General features: G+C 67.2%; 16 protein-coding genes and 1 pseudogene. 4 read left to right on the top strand and 13 right to left on the bottom strand.

What is annotated here, in order from left to right; genetic code table 11:
* Window positions 1-106: 106 nt before the first annotated feature.
* From HWX31_RS03795 to HWX31_RS03785, 3 genes and pseudogenes are all read left to right on the top strand, one after another.
* A pseudogene (locus tag HWX31_RS03795) lies at window positions 107-338 on the top strand (transposase); the annotation flags it as partial.
* 178 nt (window positions 339-516) lie between these two features.
* Complete coding sequence (locus tag HWX31_RS03790) at window positions 517-1,275, top strand: hypothetical protein (RefSeq protein WP_174965071.1); 759 nt, start codon at window positions 517-519, stop codon at window positions 1,273-1,275.
* 112 nt (window positions 1,276-1,387) lie between these two features.
* A complete protein-coding gene (locus HWX31_RS03785; RefSeq protein ID WP_174965070.1) occupies window positions 1,388-1,771 on the top strand; it encodes an ATP-dependent protease in 384 nt (127 codons plus the stop codon).
* A 201-nt stretch (window positions 1,772-1,972) separates the two neighbouring features.
* Here HWX31_RS03785 and HWX31_RS03780 read toward each other — a convergent pair whose 3' ends face one another.
* Together HWX31_RS03780 and HWX31_RS03775 are read right to left on the bottom strand one after the other, a co-directional pair.
* A complete protein-coding gene (locus HWX31_RS03780; RefSeq protein ID WP_174965069.1) occupies window positions 1,973-2,338 on the bottom strand; it encodes a hypothetical protein in 366 nt (121 codons plus the stop codon).
* A 108-nt stretch (window positions 2,339-2,446) separates the two neighbouring features.
* Complete coding sequence (locus HWX31_RS03775) at window positions 2,447-2,899, bottom strand: pyridoxamine 5'-phosphate oxidase family protein (RefSeq protein ID WP_059612477.1); 453 nt, start codon at window positions 2,897-2,899, stop codon at window positions 2,447-2,449.
* A 421-nt stretch (window positions 2,900-3,320) separates the two neighbouring features.
* Between HWX31_RS03775 and HWX31_RS03770 the strand changes: the two genes are divergently transcribed.
* Window positions 3,321-4,412 carry an Acg family FMN-binding oxidoreductase gene (locus HWX31_RS03770; RefSeq protein ID WP_174965068.1) on the top strand — a complete coding sequence of 364 codons (1,092 nt, stop codon included), beginning with the start codon at window positions 3,321-3,323 and terminating at the stop codon, window positions 4,410-4,412.
* Window positions 4,413-4,593: 181 nt separating this feature from the next.
* On the opposite strand, the gene HWX31_RS03765 is transcribed toward HWX31_RS03770, so the two are convergent.
* From HWX31_RS03765 to HWX31_RS03715, 11 genes are all read right to left on the bottom strand, one after another.
* Window positions 4,594-6,624: an SMI1/KNR4 family protein gene (locus HWX31_RS03765; RefSeq protein ID WP_174965067.1), complete on the bottom strand. Its 2,031-nt coding sequence runs from the start codon at window positions 6,622-6,624 to the stop codon at window positions 4,594-4,596.
* Window positions 6,625-6,706: 82 nt separating this feature from the next.
* The gene (locus tag HWX31_RS03760) at window positions 6,707-7,762 is read right to left on the bottom strand and encodes a NucA/NucB deoxyribonuclease domain-containing protein (protein WP_174965066.1); all 1,056 of its coding nucleotides are present in this window, start codon (window positions 7,760-7,762) and stop codon (window positions 6,707-6,709) included.
* Between the two features lie 292 nt (window positions 7,763-8,054).
* Window positions 8,055-9,461 carry an MFS transporter gene (locus tag HWX31_RS03755; RefSeq protein ID WP_174965065.1) on the bottom strand — a complete coding sequence of 469 codons (1,407 nt, stop codon included), beginning with the start codon at window positions 9,459-9,461 and terminating at the stop codon, window positions 8,055-8,057.
* Between the two features lie 30 nt (window positions 9,462-9,491).
* The gene (locus HWX31_RS03750) at window positions 9,492-10,733 is read right to left on the bottom strand and encodes an NAD(P)/FAD-dependent oxidoreductase (RefSeq protein WP_174965064.1); all 1,242 of its coding nucleotides are present in this window, start codon (window positions 10,731-10,733) and stop codon (window positions 9,492-9,494) included.
* Window positions 10,730-11,692 (bottom strand): VOC family protein, encoded by a 963-nt coding sequence (locus tag HWX31_RS03745; RefSeq protein WP_174965063.1) that lies wholly within the window; start codon window positions 11,690-11,692, stop codon window positions 10,730-10,732. The genes HWX31_RS03750 and HWX31_RS03745 overlap by 4 nt, the downstream gene beginning before the upstream one ends.
* 18 nt (window positions 11,693-11,710) lie before the next feature.
* Window positions 11,711-13,201, bottom strand: a complete 1,491-nt coding sequence (locus HWX31_RS03740; protein ID WP_174965062.1) for an aldehyde dehydrogenase — start codon at window positions 13,199-13,201, stop codon at window positions 11,711-11,713.
* 104 nt (window positions 13,202-13,305) lie between these two features.
* Window positions 13,306-14,145: an aspartate dehydrogenase gene (locus HWX31_RS03735; RefSeq protein ID WP_174965061.1), complete on the bottom strand. Its 840-nt coding sequence runs from the start codon at window positions 14,143-14,145 to the stop codon at window positions 13,306-13,308.
* Window positions 14,138-15,805, bottom strand: coding sequence for a thiamine pyrophosphate-binding protein (locus HWX31_RS03730; protein ID WP_174965060.1), 1,668 nt, complete (start codon window positions 15,803-15,805; stop codon window positions 14,138-14,140). Before HWX31_RS03730 ends, HWX31_RS03735 begins: the two co-directional genes overlap by 8 nt.
* Window positions 15,798-16,595: an SDR family oxidoreductase gene (locus HWX31_RS03725; protein ID WP_174965059.1), complete on the bottom strand. Its 798-nt coding sequence runs from the start codon at window positions 16,593-16,595 to the stop codon at window positions 15,798-15,800. The genes HWX31_RS03730 and HWX31_RS03725 overlap by 8 nt, the downstream gene beginning before the upstream one ends.
* Window positions 16,595-17,446, bottom strand: coding sequence for an IclR family transcriptional regulator (locus HWX31_RS03720; protein WP_174965058.1), 852 nt, complete (start codon window positions 17,444-17,446; stop codon window positions 16,595-16,597). The genes HWX31_RS03725 and HWX31_RS03720 overlap by 1 nt, the downstream gene beginning before the upstream one ends.
* Window positions 17,443-18,345 (bottom strand): alpha/beta fold hydrolase, encoded by a 903-nt coding sequence (locus tag HWX31_RS03715; protein WP_174965057.1) that lies wholly within the window; start codon window positions 18,343-18,345, stop codon window positions 17,443-17,445. The genes HWX31_RS03720 and HWX31_RS03715 overlap by 4 nt, the downstream gene beginning before the upstream one ends.
* Window positions 18,346-18,362 lie beyond the last annotated feature (17 nt).

Here is an 18,362-nt window from a genome sequence, read left to right as displayed (position 1 = left end):
GCAAATTCGGTAATGACCTGCGGCGGGATTTTGCAGTCAGTTAAGCAGTGAGTCGCATGTCGATATTATCGGACTCCAGCCAGCCTCGGCGGAAAAGGCTTGAGGGCAATGGTTCGAACAGGCCCAGCAAAGCGGGGCGCCGCCCTGCAAAAGTTCGCCGAGCGTTTGCAGGGTACTGGCACGGAATCGTGGCCCGCTGCCGCCATCCGCTCAATACCAGCGCCGTCGAAGGGATCAACAACACGATCAAGGTCATCAAGCGCCGTGCTTACGGGTACCGCGACGAGGAATACTTCTTCCTCAAGATCCGCGCCGCGTTCCCCGGGATTCCGCGATGAACCCAAATAAGGCGACTTGGCAGTCGTACAATATAAGCCGCGATGCGGTTGCATGTAGCTTCTCGCGTCCACTTAGGGGCGACTATAGCCGACGGTGTCGGGCAGCACGCGGCCAGGAGCCGTCGATTGGCATGGAAGGCCAGATCGTTGACAATCCCTGCCCAGGGAGGATATCCGTGTGCAATACAGCAGGGAGTTCTTCGATCTGCAGATCCGCTTTGCACGAGCCGCTGCCGATCTAACCGGCATGAGGATCGAGCAGGCGTTGCTGGACTATACGAACGTCTACGTCCGTCTCGGGCTTGGCCGCGACTTCGACGAAGCGCATCCGGCATGGCGTCATTACATAGACGGCTTCAGTCAAGCTGCAGACCTGTCCGACTGGACCTATCGCTGCTATCTCGCGCGTGTCGAAGGTGCGCAGGGGCAATCAGTAGGCGCAGCGTTCGGCTGCTTCTCATATGTCATGCAGGATGATGGATGCGTTCGTGTTCACTTCCAGAATGTGGACCCGCTCACGGTCTCTCCGTTGAGCATCGACCGCCTGCCCGAGCGACTTTGTGAACTCCGTTCGCTGTTCGATCACGTCGGGCGGAACCACAAAGATGCGGCACGTGTTGTCGGCACATCTTGGCTTTATAACCTGGGCGCTTATCGACGGTGCTTTCCAGAGGAGTATGTTGCGAGTGCCAGGGTTGCAGAATCGCGATTCCGCAACATGCCTCTGTGGGGGCAATTGCTCAATCGTTACGGCCTCGTCAGGGGCAGCGTCGCCGATAGCTTCATAAACCGGCTATCGCACGCAGCGGACATTCAAGACTTGGCGCTCTGCTTTCCGTTCCAGGCACTGGCGGTCGAAGCTCCAATCTCTCTGTTCAATAGCTTCTATGGTCTGGAAGACGATCGCCGAACGGCTGCTTTGCAAACCACGGGATGACGGCAGTGGGTCGGTGCAAGCCGCCAGGCGGCGCATTGCACCGTCCGCATTCGCGGCACCTGCCCGGGTGCGACCCGTGCGATGATGTGCGATGACCAACATGAGAAATGGAATGACGACTACATTCGACGAGGCGACAACGGCGGCGATCGCCGCGTTTGCCCAATTGGATTTCTACACGGCTGTGCAAGCGATGCGTGCCGAGGCCGATTACGACCACGAACGAGACCAGTGGATCTCGCGCTATATCGACGAGCACGGCGGCGGCGCGGACGATGCAGCATACGATGCCTTGCACGCGCAGGCCCAGGCAACCCCGGAATACGCGCAGTTCGTCGATGCGGTTCGCCGGGAAATCCTGGAATACTTCGGCGTGACCGACGATCAACTGGACTGGATGGTCCTGCTGCGCAATGACGACAGCGATGAGCTTTGGGCGGAAGTCAACCGGCAGCGAAGCGCGCTGGGAACCGGTGAAGTGCGCGGAGATCTCTGATCATTGCTTGCCCTTTGGGTTTCAAGTCGTGCTGGGTGCGGGGCTGGAGTCAGGTCAGTCACGTGGTGCGCCGGGCTCTTGGTTGCTGCAACCGATCCGCTAAGGGGGACAAGCTTTCGGATCTTCGGAATGAGTGGCCGTTGTGCTCTGCGGATTCAACAGCCAATTCGGCGTTGCGCTCCTGACCGCCTGCAATCGCGTTCACCTGCTCGATCCGATTCGGTTACCGCGCGCCTGCAGAAACGGAAAGCTTGCAAAGCAAAGTTGGCCTGCGAGGCCGATCGCGCCGGGCACCGACCAAAAGCCGACAAAGTACTCGAGCACCGTCCTTCCGAACAGGAGTCCGTTAGTGCACAACTCCGCAAGCGTCAATACGGCCAGGGCGAATGCGCCCATCAGCAACGCCTCGTTGGTATCTGTCAGCATGTCGTGTTTTTTCGCGCTCCAGTGCGACAGGGTCCAACTCGCGGCAAGCATGAATGGCGCTTCGAGCGATACGGCTGCCGTCTCTCCCAGGAGCGGCACAAGCAGCAGGACGCGAATCGCTCCGAAGGCGAAGCCGATCACAAAAACGATCAATCCATAAAGGCAGCCCGCTTCGGCGCAGGCTGCCCACCTGAGGCTACGATGTGAGCACCGCGTCATCGAGTTTTACGTCTTTGATATGGAAGGAGATCAGCAAGTGCAAAGATCGGTGTGCCCGAAGCCTTGCGAATAATCGAGCACCGAAATGACCGTCGGAATCACGCGAAATATCCGGACTTCGTCAGGAGACGGCATCGGCATTGGCAGCGCTTGCATATCCGGATACTTCAGTGGAAGCATGCGCAAGACCTTCTCCGCTTCGGCACGATCAGTCACGGGTTGTGCGTGCGCCGCCATCGACAAACCGGTAATCGCCATCAGATCCGACGTGTCGTGGTCGATCGTGAGCGATACGCGGTCGTCGCGGGCCAGATTGGCCGCCTTCTGGCTTTCCAGACCGCAAAGGAAGTAAAGCGTCAGCCCCTGGCTCACGTACCCCACGGTGGTCGCCTGCGGCCAGCCGTCCGGCCTGAGCGTGGCAATCGTCATGATTCGATGCTGATCCAGCAATGACAGGATCTTTTCCTTGATCTGTTCGTCCATGGATCACCTTCCGGTTCGTGAAATCCTATCCTCTACCACCGGGTCATCCGGCGCTTGATACAAATCAAATACCGAAGATGACCGACTTCGAGATGCACGGCCCGCAAGAGTGAGCGGCCCGCCTGCACGGACCCGCTTCGCAGGCCCGACCTCGAGCCGACCGCAATTGACTCAGGTCAACAGAGCCGGCATTTGCCTGACATAGGTTGAAGCGACTGGCTCGATGATTGGCAACGCGCGCCGAAAACGGCCTGGAGCGGAGATACAAAGGCTGAGATTTCAAGCGACGGAGAGAATCGCCTTTGCGTCTTGATGCGTGCCGAGTCGCGTGTCACCGTGCCCATTTTCAGCAAGTCTTTGGTCGAGCACTGTGCGCGCCGCACCCTGACACGGCAGCCGCGACAACGTACGGGAATTTGGCATGAACAGGCGAACCTTTTTCGTCGGCGCCGGCGGCGCCTTGATGCTGGCAGGCGGCACGACTGCCTGGATGTCGTCCGTGGGATCGATGGCCGACTATCAGGCCTATGCAAAGCGCCTGCGTGCCGCTCTGACAATGCCGCCGAACTTTGGTGGCCTCATCCGCTATGCGACGCTTGCCGCCAACAGCCACAATACGCAGCCTTGGCGGTTTCATGTCGGCGACGGGTTCATCGACATTCTTCCGGATATCTCGCGCCGCACACCCGCTGTCGACCCGGACGACCATCATCTGTTTGTGAGCCTCGGATGCGCGGCGGAAAACCTCGCCATCTCGGCTGCAGCAACGGGCTGGCCGGGCGAGGTCCAGATGGCTCCCGGCGGAGACGGCGCACGTTATGCATTCGTACGCGGATCGATGAGAGCGAGTTCACTCTATGCTGCAATTGCCAAACGACAATCGACGCGCGCCGAATATGACAGACGTCCCGTTCCTGTCGCCGATCTCGCGTTCCTCGAACAGACGGCCGCCACGCCCGGCGTTCACCTGACCCTCATCACCGACCGAATGAGGATCGACAAGGTCAGGGATCTGGTTGTAGCCGCCAACGACGTTCAAATGGCGGATTGGGCTTTCATGAGCGAACTGAAGCGATGGATCCGATTCAACCCACGCAGCGCCATGTTGTCGGGCGATGGCCTGTTCTCCGCTGCAAGCGGGAATCCCGTGCTGCCGAGCGCGCTCGGCCGCTTCGCGTTCGAGCAGTTCTTTAATGCCCGAACCGAGAACGACAAATATGCCCGCCAAATCGATTCGTCAGCAGGCATCGCCGTGTTCGTTGGCGATCGGGAAGACAAGGTGCATTGGATCAGGGTCGGTCGGGCCTGTCAGCGCTTCGCGCTGACAGCGACAAACCTCGGGATCAAGGTCGCCTTCATCAATCAGCCCGTCGAGGTCGCGCGCCTTCGTCCGCATCTGGCAGGCATCGTCGGCAATACCGGCCGGCGACGGCCTGATATCGTCCTGCGCTTCGGCTACGGGCCGACCCTGCCATTCTCGCCCCGCCGTCCCGTGGAGGCTGTGCTGGCTTGATGCCGCTGGTATTGCCGCGCTGTTGACGTCAGGCGAGCCCGGCGTGAAGGGGTGAAGGTTTGACCTGGAAAGTTGCCGTTAGAAATGCATGGTGACCGCCGCGATCAGCGGCGGCACGTGCCCCATTCCTCGTTTTCACGAATCGTCGGCTTCCATCTTTTCGGCCGCCCCCAGCCACGCCTCAACCCGGCACCCCACGCGCCAGCCACTCCCCCACACCCTCTGCCACGTGCTCGCGCTCGGGACTGTCGTGCCACACCCTGATCACCTGCCCGATCCTCCCACCCTCGTCCGGGTCGAGATCGACGCACAGATGATCGCCGCTGCCGTTGTGCGTGAGCGGAATCCATTTCAGGTTGTACCAGTCGCCGCGAATGCCCGGCTCGGGCTCGCCCTCGCAGTCGGCCAGATCGCCGCGCACGACCAGATCGCGCCAGATGGACCACTGCGCGAGGATCTGCCGCGCGGACAGCAGCGTCTCGCCGGCAAACGGCTCGGTGCGCCCGGCTTCCTGTCCGTCGTGCAACCGCAGGCTCGCGCGCCACGCCTCCGGCAACGCGACGCCCAGCCCCGCCTCGAGCGCGCGCAGGTCGTCGTCGCTCGCCGGCCCGCGGAACGGCTCCGGCGCGTCGGCCGGCAGCGTGCGCCGCCATGCGTCGAGACGCGCCCAGGCTGCCGCGATCGCGTCGTCCGGCGACGGCGCGACGGCCGCGCTCGTCGCATCCTTGCGTGCTGAATCAGGGGCTGCCGCATGCGATGCATCCACCGCAGGAGATCGAGCCGCTTGCGCAGCGTCCCCTACAGCGCGCACCGGCCGGCGCGACTGATCGAGCCGCATGAACAGCACCGGCGAGCCCGCTGCCAGCGGCATCGCCCCCGACTCGATCGCGACGAGCGCATCGGCTCCGGCGAGCGCGCCGAGCGCATCGGCCCGTTCGCCCGCGAGCGGCGTCACGACCGGTTCGCCCGCCGCCCCCGCCGCGAGCGTCGCCCAGCGCAGGTCATGCCGCACCGGATCGCGCGACGTCGGCGCGCCGAGTACGCCCGTCTCCCAGTACGGTCCCGGCATGTCGGCAAATTCCAGCAGATCGATCAGCCGACGCAGGATCGTGTGCGCGAGAATCGCGACGTCGCCGGGATAGCCCGGCAGATTGACGAGCGTCGCCTGGTCGAAATAGGTCACGACGCGCGAGCCGCGCGGCCGGCCCGCCGCATCGGTCAACTCGAACGTGCGGCGCTGCGCCGGCGAACGATCCTCGCTGCGGCCGAAATTGAAGCGCGCGCCACGCACCTGCGGCAGCGTCACGCGCGCCTCGCTGACCGGAAACACCGGCAACCGGTTCAGCGCGGCATCCTGGTGCGGATCATCCGCCAGCACGCCGGTGCCGACCAGCAGGTCGTAGCGCTGCGCGAGCGCGGCAAGCCGGCGGCGAAACGCCAGCTCGGCATCGCGGGACTCCAGCGGAGGCAAGGTCATGTCGGGCGGAGCGACATATTCGAGCGACGCGTCGCAGCCCCATTGCTTCAGGAGCGCGCACAGATAGGGGCCGTTCGCGTCGGGACGCTGCCACGGCTGCCGCTCGCACGCGGACGGCACGAGGTCGTAGCTCGCGACGACCACGCACACGCGCGGCCGCCGGCTGACCTCGACGGTACGCACGCCGGCGGCGATCAGCAGCGCCTGCTGTTCCGCGCCGATGCGCTGCCCCTTGTCGAGCAGCAGCGCATCACATGCGTAATCCGCGCCGCGCGCGATCACACCCTCTCCTTCGACCGGCGGCGCGTCAAGGTCGAGGCGCGCATGCTGCTGCCCGGCGGGCGCGCGATTGCGCGTGCGAGGCACCACGGTATCCGCATGCGCCGGCAACGGCGCGAGCGCCGGCAGCCATTCGGCATCGCCCGCCGACAGCGCGCGTGCCGCCGGATCGCCGCCGCGATGAATCAGAATCGGATATTGCAGACGCACATTCAGCGTCGCCGGCCGCGCGGGTGATGCGTGTGCCGCGTCTCCGGCGCGCAGCGCATAGCCTTCGATCGCCGCGAGCGCAAGCCGCGGCAGCGCCTCGGGCGCGGTCACGGCCTGCGCGAGCACACGTCCGCACGCGTGCTCGACCGGCACGGTCTCGACGCGCATGCCGCCCGGCACGGCGTCGGCGCAACGGCGATAGGCATCGGCCAGCCATGCCGGCATCGGTAAAAGGTCGTTCGTCATCGTCATGTCAATACACTACGGGCGCGCGCATCATCGGCAAGCAGCCCGATGATGCGCGCGGTCGATCAGGTGCAGCGTCGAATCAGCGCCGCTTTGACGTGGAAACAGCGCCGCCCGGTTCGACGTCGACGTAGAATTCGTCGCCGTCGAGCACACGCTGCGCGCTGAAGAAATTGCCGAGGAACGCGCCGGCGCGACGATTGTCGCTGGCGTCGATGCGCCTGACCGAGAACTTGCCGCCCGCCGCGCCCTGGTTGGTTGCCGCGAACGGATACTCGTCGCAATCGCAATCGCTCGGTGTTTCCTCGGAATCGCCGGTGAACACGCATTGTCCGGTGACCCGGCCATACAGCGCAATGCACTGCTGCTTGGACGCATCGCGATTGGAGGCGCGCAGCGTTGCGTTGCGGGTGCGCGTCAGCGCCCGCGAGTCCGACCCCGGCAGGATCGTACCGTCGTCACGCGGCACGAAGTTGCCCGGCAGCCCCTGCGCCTGCGCATCCTTGATGTGCTTCGCGGATTCGTCGACATCCGGGTTGTCGGTCTTGACCGTGCGCATCACCGCCGGCGCCTTCCAGTAGATGCATCCCTGCGTGCTGCTTTTCGCGAGGCCGACGTCGCAGCGCAACTCGGGCACGTAGCTCATGCCCGAATGCGTGGTCAGGCTCGAACCGTTCTCGAACGAGTCGCCGGTCTTCACGATCCGGTACTCCACATACGGGCGCACATACAGCGGATTGCCGCCGCTCATGTTCGGCGTGATGGTGACGATCGTCTCACCGGACAGGCCGCCCGGCACGAGGCCTACGCCGGCGCTCGGCGACACGGTGCACTGCGACCCGCATTCGATGACCGGCTTGATCTGCAACCCGCCACCATTGCCGGACAGGGTCGTCGTGCGGAACCGGAACCGGACCTGCCACGACAGCTGGTTGAGCGGATTATCCGAATACGTGTAGGCGTCGATGCGGACCCGGCCGGTCTCGCTGTTGTCGTCTCCAATCAGCACCCGCTCGAACGATTCCGACTTCTGGCAATGCGAACCGCGACTGAGCAGGGAGTCGTCGCTCGTCTCCTGGAATACGGACGTGCAAATGGGCGACACGTCGGGCGCGCCCCCCGCGTGCGCCGAAGACATGAACAACGGCCAGCATGCACTGACGACGATCAAGCCCTGTCGTATGACTCCATTCATTCATCTTCTCCTTTTTCTATTTATCGATTTCCGTTTAAAGGAGAATTGAAATTATCACCCCACTTATTGAAAGCAAACCGTTAACAATGACAGGATTGTAATAATTCCCGATTATTCCCGCGTTCCGGAGTCGCACCTGTCAAAGTTTCGACTCGGCCCGCAACCGTGCGGACAGGTTCCATTCCTGCGGGCTTGCGAACCGCGCCGGAATACGCCGGCGCGGAATCGTCCGCGCCTACGCCTCCAGCGCCTCCAGCACCTTCCCCTTCGTCTCGATCCCGACGAAATGCACGGTGACCGCGGCGATCAGCGGCACCACGCCCAGCAGGTAGAACGCGGGGCTCAGGTCGCCGCCGATGATCGCGTGCGGCACCACCATCGGCGCGACGAACGACGCGATCTTCAGCCATGCGCTGCCGAGGCCGCACCCCGATGCGCGGATGCTCGTCGGATACTGCTCCGGCGTATAGACATACGCGGTGATGAACCCCGACGCCATCAACCCGAGCGACAGCGAGCAGAACGTCGCGACGACGTACACCGACGCCGCGTGATAGACGCCCGCCAGCGCAAGCGACAGCGCGCACAGCACGAACGACCAGACGATCACCGGCTTGCGGCCGAGCCGGTCGACGAGCAGCGCGGACGCGAGCGACCCGAGCACGCCCATCACCGAGCCGATCACCGCGAGATTCAGCGCGAGTTGCAGCGGCGCGTGATAGAAGTTCTTGTAGATCGTCGGCAGCCACGTCGACAGCCCGTACTGGATGAAACCGCAGGTAGCCCACAGCGTCGCGACCGCGAGCGTGCGCTTCCGGTACGCGGCGCTGAACAGGTCGATCATGCGGCGCTTCGGATGCTGGCGCACCATCTCGTCGAATGCGGCGGCCTGCGTGACGGGCGGGGGCGGCAGCGGCCCCTTCACCGACGCCTCGAACACGCCGAGCGCCTGCCCCGCTTCCGGCAGCCGCCCGCGCGACGCGAGCCAGCGCGGCGATTCCGGCACGAGATGGGTGAGCACGAGCGCAAGCACGAGCGGCATGCCGCCGACGAAATACATGATCTCCCAGCCGAAGCGCGGCACGAGCCACGCGCCGAGCGCCATCGACACGAGCAGGCCGATCGGGAACACGATCTCGTACAGCAGCACGAAACGGCCGCGGCCATGCGCGCGCGTGATCTCGTTGATGTAGGTGGCCGCGACCGGCAGCTCGCCGCCGAGGCCGAGCCCCTGCAGGATGCGCAGCAGCACGAACACCTCGAAGGTCGGCGCAAAGCCGCACGCGATGCTCGTCACGCCGATCACGGCCGAGCTCCACGCGATCGCCTTCACGCGCCCGTGCTTCTCCGCGAGCGCGGGAAACAGGAACGCGCCGATCAGCTGGCCGATCGCGCCGGACGCGATCAGCAGGCCGATCTGGTTCGGCGACAGCCCCCATTTGTGAATCAGCAGCGGCAGCGTCGCGGCGATCGTGATCACGTCGAAGCCGTCGAAGAACGTCGCGGCGCCGATCAGCACGCGCGCGCGAATCTGCATCGCATTGGCGGGAAGCCGCTCCAGCCGCGCGATGATCGCGCCGGGTGTGGCGGCGGCTGCGTCCGTCGCGGCCCGGCCGGCCACGACGTTGTCGAAAGTGCTCATGCGGGGTGTCTCCTTTGTCTCGTCGCCCGGTCAGGCCAGTGCCTTGCTCGTGTCCGCCAGGGCTTCCGTATCCACTGCCCGGCCCTGGTTCATCCACTTGCGCGCGAGCTTCAGCTCGCGTGCGTTGTTGACGGCGATGACACCTCTCACATGCCCGTCGCCCACGAAAAACAGCGTTGCGCGCCGCGCGGCGAGCTCGCCGCGCACGACGAGCTGCGCATCGGCCGGCAGATCGCCGAGGATCTGCAGGTTCACGTCGTACTGATCGGACCAGAACCACGGAATCTCCGCGTACGGCGCGCGCACGCCGAGTACCGCCTTCGCGGCCGCGATCGCCTGGTTCTGCGCGTTCGCCCACGATTCGAGCCGCACGCGGCGCTTGAGCCAGCCGTTGTGGTGGTTCGCGACGTCGCCGCACGCGAACACGGCCGCGTCGCTCGTCATCCCGAATTCGTCGACGACGATGCCGTCGTCGACCGCGAGCCCCGCGTCGGTCGCGAGCGACGTGTTCAGCGCAAGGCCGATCCCGGCCACCGCGAAATCGGCGTCGATCGTCGTGCCGTCCGCGAGCGTCGCGCGCACCTTCGACGCGTCGTCCGGCTGTGCGTCGAGCGACACGAGCGATGCGCCGAGGCGCACGTCGACGCCGTTGCCGCGATGCAGGTCGAGCAGGAAGTCCGACACGAGCTGCGGCACCGAACGCCCGCACAGGCGCGACGCACCTTCGACGACGACGGCCTCGACGCCGAGCTTGCGCGCGGTCGCCGCGACTTCGAGCCCGATCCAGCCGCCGCCGATCACGAGCACGCGCCGGCTCGCGCGCAGCTTCTCGCCGAGCGCGGCTGCGTCGTCGAGCGTGCGCAGGTAGTGCAGATTAGCGGTCCTGACCAGCGATGCCGGCAGACGGCGCGACGTGCCGCCGGTCGCGATCACGAGGCGGTCGTATTCGACCTCGCGGCCGCTTTCGGTGCGCACGACGCGGCGCGCACGGTCGATCGACGCCGCGCGCTCCGGCTGCCACGCGTCGATGTTCAGCGCCGCGAATTCATCGGGATGCACGACGCGCACGGTCTCGATGTGCGCATCGCCGGCGAGCACCGCCTTCGACAGCGGCGGGCGCTCGTACGGCAGGTGCGGCTCGTCGGCGATCATCACGAGCCGCCCCGCGTAGCCTTCCGCGCGCAGCGTCTTGAGCACCCAGCCGGCGGCCTGCCCGCCGCCGATCACGACGACGGTTCGCACCGCGCCCGCTTCGTTCGTTGCGTCAGTCATGATTTGCGCTCCGTCATGAACTTGCCTTCCGGCGCCTTCGCATGCTTCTGGCGGCGCGTGTTGCCGTCGAGGCCGCCGTCCACCGCCCATTCGGCGAACACGGTCGGGCCCGGCTCGAACTCGCGCGGCTGCCAGTCGGGCGTCAGCACGTCTTCGTCCGCGTAGTACTCGATCAGGCCGCCGGCCGGGTTCTGGAAGTACCAGAAATACGCGGACGACACCGGATGCCGGCCCGGCCCGAGCTGGGTCGCCCAGCCGCAGCGGTCGATATGCATCCCGCCGCCGAACACTTCATGGATGTCGCGCACCGTGAACGCGACGTGGTTCAGGCCGCGTTTGCCGTTCGGCAGCGCGAGCAGGAACAGGTCGTGATGCCCGCCGTGCGGCGCGCAGCGCATGAACGCGCCGCGGCCCGGGTAACGATCCGACGTCTCGAAGCCGAGCAGCTCGTGATAGAAGCGCTCCTGCGCGTCGAGCGCGTTCGTGAAGAACACGACGTGGCCGACCTCGACCGGCTCCGCGCGTTCGTAGATCGTGCTCGGCGTATCGACGCGCAGCGTCTCGCCCCATACGTTCGACAGCGAGCCCTTCACGTCGAGCGCGCGCTTGCGCGTGACTTCGACGCGGATCGCCATCCCGTTCGGATCGATGCAGCCGACCGCGTCGTCGTGCGCGTAGTAGCCGGGCTGGCCCGCGAGCTTGCCGCGCAGCGCGTCGAGTTCCGCGGCCGTCGCGACGCCCCACGTCACTTCGCGCAGCGTCGGGCCCGTTTCGAACGCGGGCGGCAGCGCCGGATCGTCGGCCCTGACCACCAGCACGGTGCAGCCGTTCATCGTCTCGAAGCGCGCGCGCGTGTCGTCGTGCGCGACTTCCCTGAGCCCCCAGTCGGCGAAGAAGCGCCGGCAGGTCGCCAGGTCGTCGACGCCGTACGTGATCTGCTCGATGCCCAAAATGCTCATTGCGTCATTCCCCTTCGCTCAGTTCGCCCACGGCAGCGGCGCGTCGTTCAAGCCCCAGTACATACTCTTCTGCTGCATGTACTCGCGGATGCCGAGGCGCCCTTTCTCGCGGCCCATCCCGCTCTCCTTCCAGCCGGCGAACGGTGTCGAGATCGAGAACTGCTTGTACGTGTTGATCCACACGGTGCCCGTCTCCAGCGCGCGGCCGATCCGCCATGCGCGCTTGTAGTCGCGGGTCCAGATGCCGGCTGCGAGGCCGAACACGCTGTCGTTCGCTTCGGCGATCAGCGATGCCTCGTCGTCGAACGGCAGCACCACGAGCACCGGACCGAAAATCTCTTCCCGGCAGATGCGCGCGCGATTGGTCAGGCCGTCGAGGATCGTCGGCAGGTAGAAGAAGCCCTGCTCGCGGCCGTCGCCCGCCGGACGCTCGCCGCCGCACAGCACGCGGCCGCCCTCGTCGCGGCCGAGCGCGACGTAGCGCTCGATCGACTCGCGATGCTGGCCGGTGATCAGCGGGCCCATCTGCGTGCGCTCGCTCGCCGGATCGCCGACGCGCAGCTTGCGCGCGCCTTCGACTAGCCGGGACACGAACGCGTCGTAGATCCCGCGCTGCACGAACAGCCGCGAACCGGCGATGCACGATTCGCCCGACGAGCTGAAGATCCCGTACAGCACGCCGTTGACCGCGTGATCGAGATCGGCGTCGTCGAACACGATCGTCGGCGACTTGCCGCCGAGCTCGAGCGACAGCGGCATCAGCTTGTCGGCGGCGAGCCGCGCGATGCCGCGGCCGACTTCGGTGCCGCCGGTGAACGACACCTTCTTCACGCGCGGATGGCGCACCAGCACGTCGCCGACCACCGAGCCCTTGCCGGGGATCACCGACACGACGCCGCGCGGCACGCCGGCCTGCTCGACGAGGCGCGCGAGCGCGAGCGACGCGAGCGGCGTCACCTCGGCGGGCTTCAGCACGACCGCGTTGCCGGCGGCAAGCGCGGGGCCGAGCTTCTGCGCGTCGGATGCGATCGGCGAATTCCACGGCGTGATCGCCGCGACGACGCCGAGCGGCTCGTGCACGCTCATCGTCAGGAAATCGCCGCGCGACGGCGTCAGCTCCTCCTCCATCGTCTCCGCGCACGCGGCGAAGTAGCGGAACGTGTTCGCCGCGCTCGTCACGAGCGCGCGCGTCTCGTTGATCGGCTTGCCGTTGTCGCGGCGCTGCAGTTGCGCGAGCCCCTCGTGGTTCGCATGGATCAGCTCCGAGATGCGATACAGCACCGTCGCGCGCTGGTGCGGCTTCAGGCCGGCCCAGTCGGCCTTGCGCCATGCGGCGTCGGCGGCCTCGACCGCTTCGTTCGCATCGGCCGCGTCGGCCATGTGGATCTCGGCGTTCAGCGACTGGTCGGCCGGGTAGAAGTTCGGCGTCTTCGCGCCGCGGCCGTGGCGCCATTCGCCGCCGACGAGAATCTCGCCGTTCGGTACGAGGGTGGAATCGAATGCAGTCATGTCAGCCTCCGCCGGGCCGCCCCAAGGGGGCTGACCGCCCCCTCGGGGGGCAGCGAACGTAGTGAGCGTGGGGGTCGTTTCATCTCGGTGCGTCCTCAGCCGGTTCAGATCACGCAGCGGGCCGCGCGGTTGCGCAGCGCGCGGATCGCGCTGAACGCCGTCAGCGCGGAAGTCTTCGGGTTGTCGGGCAGCGGCTTGCCGCTCATCTCGAGCGACATCTCGCCGAACGCGCCGCGCGCGATGATCCGGTGCACGTTGCGCGTCACGGCCGGATCGGCGATCAGGCGCACGTGCGTCTGGTCGAGGCCGAGCCCCGCGAGCGCGACGGTCGCCGCGACGTTCGCGTTCTTCGGATACAGCCGCGCGGCGTCGCGCGCGCTGCCTTCGAAGATCACCCGCTCCCCGGTCATCGCATGCAGGTCGCACAGCGCCTCGGCCGGCGTGCCGAGCCAGCCGAGCGGCGGCTTGCGGCCGACGTACAGCACCTCGTCGAGGCCGCCCTGCTTCGCGGCGGCCAGCGCGTCGATCCCGCCGATCGCGCCGGACAAGAGCGTCAGCGTCGCGTTGCCTTCGTCGGCGGCCTGCGACAGCGCGTCGAGCAGCGCGAGATCGGACAGCGCGCCGATCGATGCAACCGCGCAGTCGGTGCCGGCCCTCAGCAACGGCACGACGTGATCGACGAGCGCGCTGTGGCCCGCGCATTCGAGCGCGAACTGGGGGCGATGCGCGAGCGCGCCGACCGACGACACGACCTCGACCGCGCCGCCGAGCGCGCCCTGCACCGCGTCGCGCTGATGCTCGGGCACGATCACGTGCGCGACGCGCAGCGACGCGTCGTGCTCGACCGCGTGATAGACGGCCGCGCCGATCGCGCCGAAGCCGATCATCGCGACGTCGACGGGCGCATGCCCGTGTGCGTGCCCCCGTCCGTGTTCGTTAAGCATATTGCCGCTCCTCGGGCGCTTCCTTCTTGACGGGCGGGCCCGCGAACGCCGACGCGAACGAGCCGACCGACAGCATGTCCACTTCGACGAGCACCGGGCCCTGCTTCGCGAGGCCGTCGCGCACGACGCCCTCGGCCTGGTCGAGCGACGTGATCCGGTAGTGCGTGAGGCCGAGGCTCGCGCAGAACTGCGCGAAATCCGGCTGGTGCAGGTCGACGAAGCAGCGGCGGCCGCCGTAGTGCGCGTCCTGGATGTTGCGGATCACGCCGTAGCACTGGTCGTTCATCAGCACGATCATCACGTTCGCGTTTTCCTGCACGGCGGTCGCGAGTTCGCCGACGTTGACCATCAGGCCGCCGTCGCCGACGAGGCAGACCGTCTTCGCCGCCGCGCCCGCGAGCGCCGCGCCGATCCCCATCTGCATCCCCTGGCCGATGCCGCCGCCGAGCGCATGCACGCCCGCGCGCGGCTCGAAGATCTTCAGCAGCCGGTTGCCCCACGTGCTGTTCGAGATCGTCACGTCGCGCACCCAGTTGTAGTCGCGGCCCACCGCGGCCTGCAGCGTGTCGACGAGCTGCTTGTACGGCCCGAGGCCCTTCGCGACGTCGGCGACCGCCTGCTCGCGCGCCGCCGCCAGATCCGCCGCGAATTGCGGATCGACGGCGAGACGCCCTTCGAGGCGGTCGGCCAGCTCGGCGAGCACGCGCTTCGCATCGCCGTGGATGAACAGGTCGTTGCGATAGCCGCGGTTGTCCGCGAGCGCGTCGGCGTCGACGCGGAACAGCGGCTGCGGCAGCGCGAGCTTGTACTTCAGCGTCTCGTTGCCGCGCAGGCGCGAGCCGACGACGACGAGCGCGTCGCAGGTCTTGTAGAACGCCTCGACCGCCGCATGCACGTTGAACGCGCCGAGCGTCGCCGGGTGGTCTTCAGGCAGCACGCCGCGGCCCTGCACGCTCGTCACGACGCCGAAGCCGAGCTGCACGAGGCGCTCAACTTCCGCACGCGCGTGGCGCGCGCCGCCGCCGAGCCACAGCAGCGGACGGCGCTTGCTCGCGAGCGCGTCGGCGAGCTTCGCGACCCGCGCGCCGTCGTGCTCGCGCACCGCGACATGCGCGGGCGCGAGGTCTTCGGGCCAGTCGATTTCGGCGGCCTGGATGTCGATCGGAATCTCGACCGACACCGGGCCCGTCGGCGCGGTCTGCGCGATGCGCACCGCTTCGCGGATCGTCGGCAGCACGGTCTCGACGGTGCGCACGCGGAATGCGGCCTTCGAGATCGCGCCCAGCATCGTCAGCTGGTCCGGCGCTTCGTGGATGTACGCGAGATCCTGATCCAGGTACGGCGTCTCGATCTGGCCGGTGATGTGCAGGAGCGCGGTGCCGGCGGTCAGCGCCTCGACCATCGCGCCGGCCGCGTTGCCGGCCGCCGTGCCGGTGCTCGTGAACGCGACGCCGAGGCCGCCCGACACGCGCGCGAGGCCGTCGGCCATGTTCACCGCGCCGGCTTCGCCGCGCGCGCCGACGTAGCGGATGTTGCCGCGCGAGTTGATCGCGTCGAGGATCGGCATGTTGTGGATCGAGATGACCCCGAACGCGGTCTTCACGCCGCACTGCTCGAGAAAGGCGGCAATCAGCTCGCCAACCGTGATTTTGTTAGACATGGCGTGCAAAGCCTCCAGAAACGTCGATATGGCTGCCGGTCGTATAGGACGACAGATGCGTTGCGAGATAAAAGAGCGCCCAGGCGGCCTCGTCGGGCCGGCCGAAGCGGTTCAGCGGAATATTCTTGTGGCGGGCGAGCGCGCCCGTCCACGCTTCCCAGCTTTCGCCGGACTGCGCCTGCGCTTCGTAGCGGCGGCGCCACTGGCCCGACTCGACGATGCCGATCAGGATCGAGTTGACGCGGATGCGCTGCGGCGCAAGCTCGTTCGCGAGCGACTTCACGAGGCTCAGCACGCCCGCGCGCGCCGACGACGTCGCGACCATGTGCGGCTCCGGCTGCAGCGCGAGCAGCGAGTTCACGCAGGTGATGCTCGGCGCGGCGGCGTCGCGCAGCATCGGCAGGAACGCGCGGGTCGGGCGGATGATGCTGAAGTACTTCAGTTCGAGCTCGTCGCGCCACGCGTCGTCGGCCGTGTCGGCGAAGGTCGACACGCGGCCCTGCCCCGCGTTGTTGATCAGCATGTCGGCGCGGCCGAAGCGCGCGGACACGGCCTGCGCGAAGCCGGCGACGTCGCTTTCGTCGAGCACGTCGCAGCGTTCGGCGAGCAAGTGCGCGCCCGGGTACTTCGCCTGCAGCCCGGCTTCGGCGCGCGCGAGCCGTTCACCGTCCCGGCCGCAGATCGCGACCGACGCGCCCGCCTGCAGGAACCGTTCGGCCGTCGCGAGCCCGATGCCGGACGAGCCGCCCGTCACCACCGCAACCTGTCCGGTCAAATCGATCTGGATCATCACAACCCCAAAGCCTTCAGAAACGTATGCTCGTCGTCCGAGCGGTAGTTGAGCCGCCGCGACAGTTCGGCCGCCGCGCGCCGCACCTTGTCGATCAGGCCGTCCGCGATCAGCGCCGCGTCGATCTCCGGGCGCGGCACCGTCACCGTGATGCACGCGACGATCTTCTGCGTGTCGTTGCGCACCGGCGCGGTGACCACCGAGATGCCGCGCTCGAACGACGAGTTGCTGACGCCGTAGCCGCGCAACGCATCCTCGCGGATCATTTCGTACAACGCATCGACCGTGTCCGGCGTCGCATTCGTCATCCGGTTGAGCGCGCCCTCCGGATACAGCGCGCGCAGCTCGCCCAGCGACAGATCGCCCATCAGCACGTGGCCGTGCGTGGTCGCGTGCGCGGGCAGCCGCGTGCCGACGTTCACCCGGATCGAGCTGAACACCGGCGCCTGGCTCTGCGCCTTCGCGACGAACACCACGTCGCGGCCGTCACGAATCACGATGTGCGTCGTGAACCCGGTCGCGTCGCGCAGGCTTTCGATCACGGGCAGGCCGAGATCGGTCAGCTCGAGCGAGCTCAGGTATTCGAAGCCGAGCCGCAGCACCGCGATGCCGAGCTTGTAGTTGCGGTCCTTGTCCGCGCGCTCGAGGAAGCCGAGCGATTCGAGCGTCTGCAGCAGCCGGAACACAGTCGTACGCGGAATGCCGAGCCGCTTCGACAGCTCCGGCGCGCCGAGCACCGGCTCGCGCGGCGAGAATTCCGCGAGGATCCTCAAGCCCCGTTCGAGGCCCGGCACCACGTAGTTCGCGTCGCCCTTCGCGCCGTCGTTTTCATTCAGCAGCGGTTCGCTCATGCCGGCCCCCGCTGCAGGTCGCACTGACGGCAGAATGCGTCGATCAGTGCGGAATAGACGGCCGGCGCCTCGACGTAGCCCGCATGTCCGGCCTGCGGAATCACCTGCAGCCCGACGTGCAAAGCCGCGGCGATCCGCTCGCACGCGGCGGGCGGCGTGATCGCATCGTTCGCGCCGACGGCCACCGCCGCGCGGCCGCGAAAGCCCGCAAGGTCCGACGCGAGATCGGCGTTCGCGAGCAGATGCGTCGCCTGTGCGTAGCCGGCCGGCACGATGCGCGCCATGTTCCAGCGCACCCAGGCGCGTGCGTCCTCGCTCGCGAAGCCGGACAGCATGTTGCCGCTGCGCTGCGCCGCGAGCCCGGCCGGGCCGAGTTCGTCGAGCATCGCGAGCCGCGCGTCGCGGCGCGACGCACGCGTCTCGGCCGGCGCGTTGCCGTAGCCGCCCGCGGGCGAGATCAGCAGCAGCCCGGCAACGCGCTCCGGCATCACGCGGGCGAAGCCGCCCGCGACGATCGCGCCGAGCGAATGGCCGACCAGCACGCAGCGGTCGATGCCGAGCGCATCGAGCCATGCGGCGAGCGCCGCGGCGTAGTCGGCGGCGGCCGGCGACGCGCCGTGCACCGGCGTCGACGCGCCGTAGCCGGGCGCATCCCATGCGAACACGCGCCGCGAAGCGCCGAGCGCATCGAGCTGGCGCACCCACGAAGCGGCGCCCGAGCCGATCCCGTGCAGCAGCACGACGGGGAGCGTGCGGCCCGCATGCTGCACGCCGGCCGCGCGGTAGCCGATCGTGCCCGCCGCGCCGGCCACGCAGCGCTGCTCGGGAAACCGCTCGAGCAGCGTCGCGAAGCTCGCGATGCGCTCGCGGTCGCGTTCACGTTTGTCGATGACACTCATCGCTTCACCTTCCTGCG

Origin of the sequence: Burkholderia ubonensis (genome assembly GCF_902833085.1) — a bacterium.
Taxonomy (GTDB): domain Bacteria; phylum Pseudomonadota; class Gammaproteobacteria; order Burkholderiales; family Burkholderiaceae; genus Burkholderia; species Burkholderia ubonensis.
The sequence above is the reverse complement of the archived record's forward strand: the minus strand, read 5'-3'. Positions and strand labels throughout refer to the sequence as shown.

Coding starts and splice junctions, on each gene's coding strand:
- HWX31_RS03785 (WP_174965070.1), top strand. CDS start 1,388: ATGACGACTACATTCGACGAGGCGACAACGGCGGCGATCGCCGCGTTT.
- HWX31_RS03715 (WP_174965057.1), bottom strand. CDS start 18,345: ATGAGTGTCATCGACAAACGTGAACGCGACCGCGAGCGCATCGCGAGC.
- HWX31_RS03725 (WP_174965059.1), bottom strand. CDS start 16,595: ATGATCCAGATCGATTTGACCGGACAGGTTGCGGTGGTGACGGGCGGC.
- HWX31_RS03735 (WP_174965061.1), bottom strand. CDS start 14,145: ATGCTTAACGAACACGGACGGGGGCACGCACACGGGCATGCGCCCGTC.
- HWX31_RS03770 (WP_174965068.1), top strand. CDS start 3,321: ATGAACAGGCGAACCTTTTTCGTCGGCGCCGGCGGCGCCTTGATGCTG.
- HWX31_RS03745 (WP_174965063.1), bottom strand. CDS start 11,692: ATGAGCATTTTGGGCATCGAGCAGATCACGTACGGCGTCGACGACCTG.
- HWX31_RS03750 (WP_174965064.1), bottom strand. CDS start 10,733: ATGACTGACGCAACGAACGAAGCGGGCGCGGTGCGAACCGTCGTCGTG.
- HWX31_RS03730 (WP_174965060.1), bottom strand. CDS start 15,805: ATGTCTAACAAAATCACGGTTGGCGAGCTGATTGCCGCCTTTCTCGAG.
- HWX31_RS03760 (WP_174965066.1), bottom strand. CDS start 7,762: ATGTCTTCGGCGCACGCGGGGGGCGCGCCCGACGTGTCGCCCATTTGC.
- HWX31_RS03765 (WP_174965067.1), bottom strand. CDS start 6,624: ATGACGAACGACCTTTTACCGATGCCGGCATGGCTGGCCGATGCCTAT.
- HWX31_RS03775 (WP_059612477.1), bottom strand. CDS start 2,899: ATGGACGAACAGATCAAGGAAAAGATCCTGTCATTGCTGGATCAGCAT.
- HWX31_RS03740 (WP_174965062.1), bottom strand. CDS start 13,201: ATGACTGCATTCGATTCCACCCTCGTACCGAACGGCGAGATTCTCGTC.
- HWX31_RS03720 (WP_174965058.1), bottom strand. CDS start 17,446: ATGAGCGAACCGCTGCTGAATGAAAACGACGGCGCGAAGGGCGACGCG.
- HWX31_RS03755 (WP_174965065.1), bottom strand. CDS start 9,461: ATGAGCACTTTCGACAACGTCGTGGCCGGCCGGGCCGCGACGGACGCA.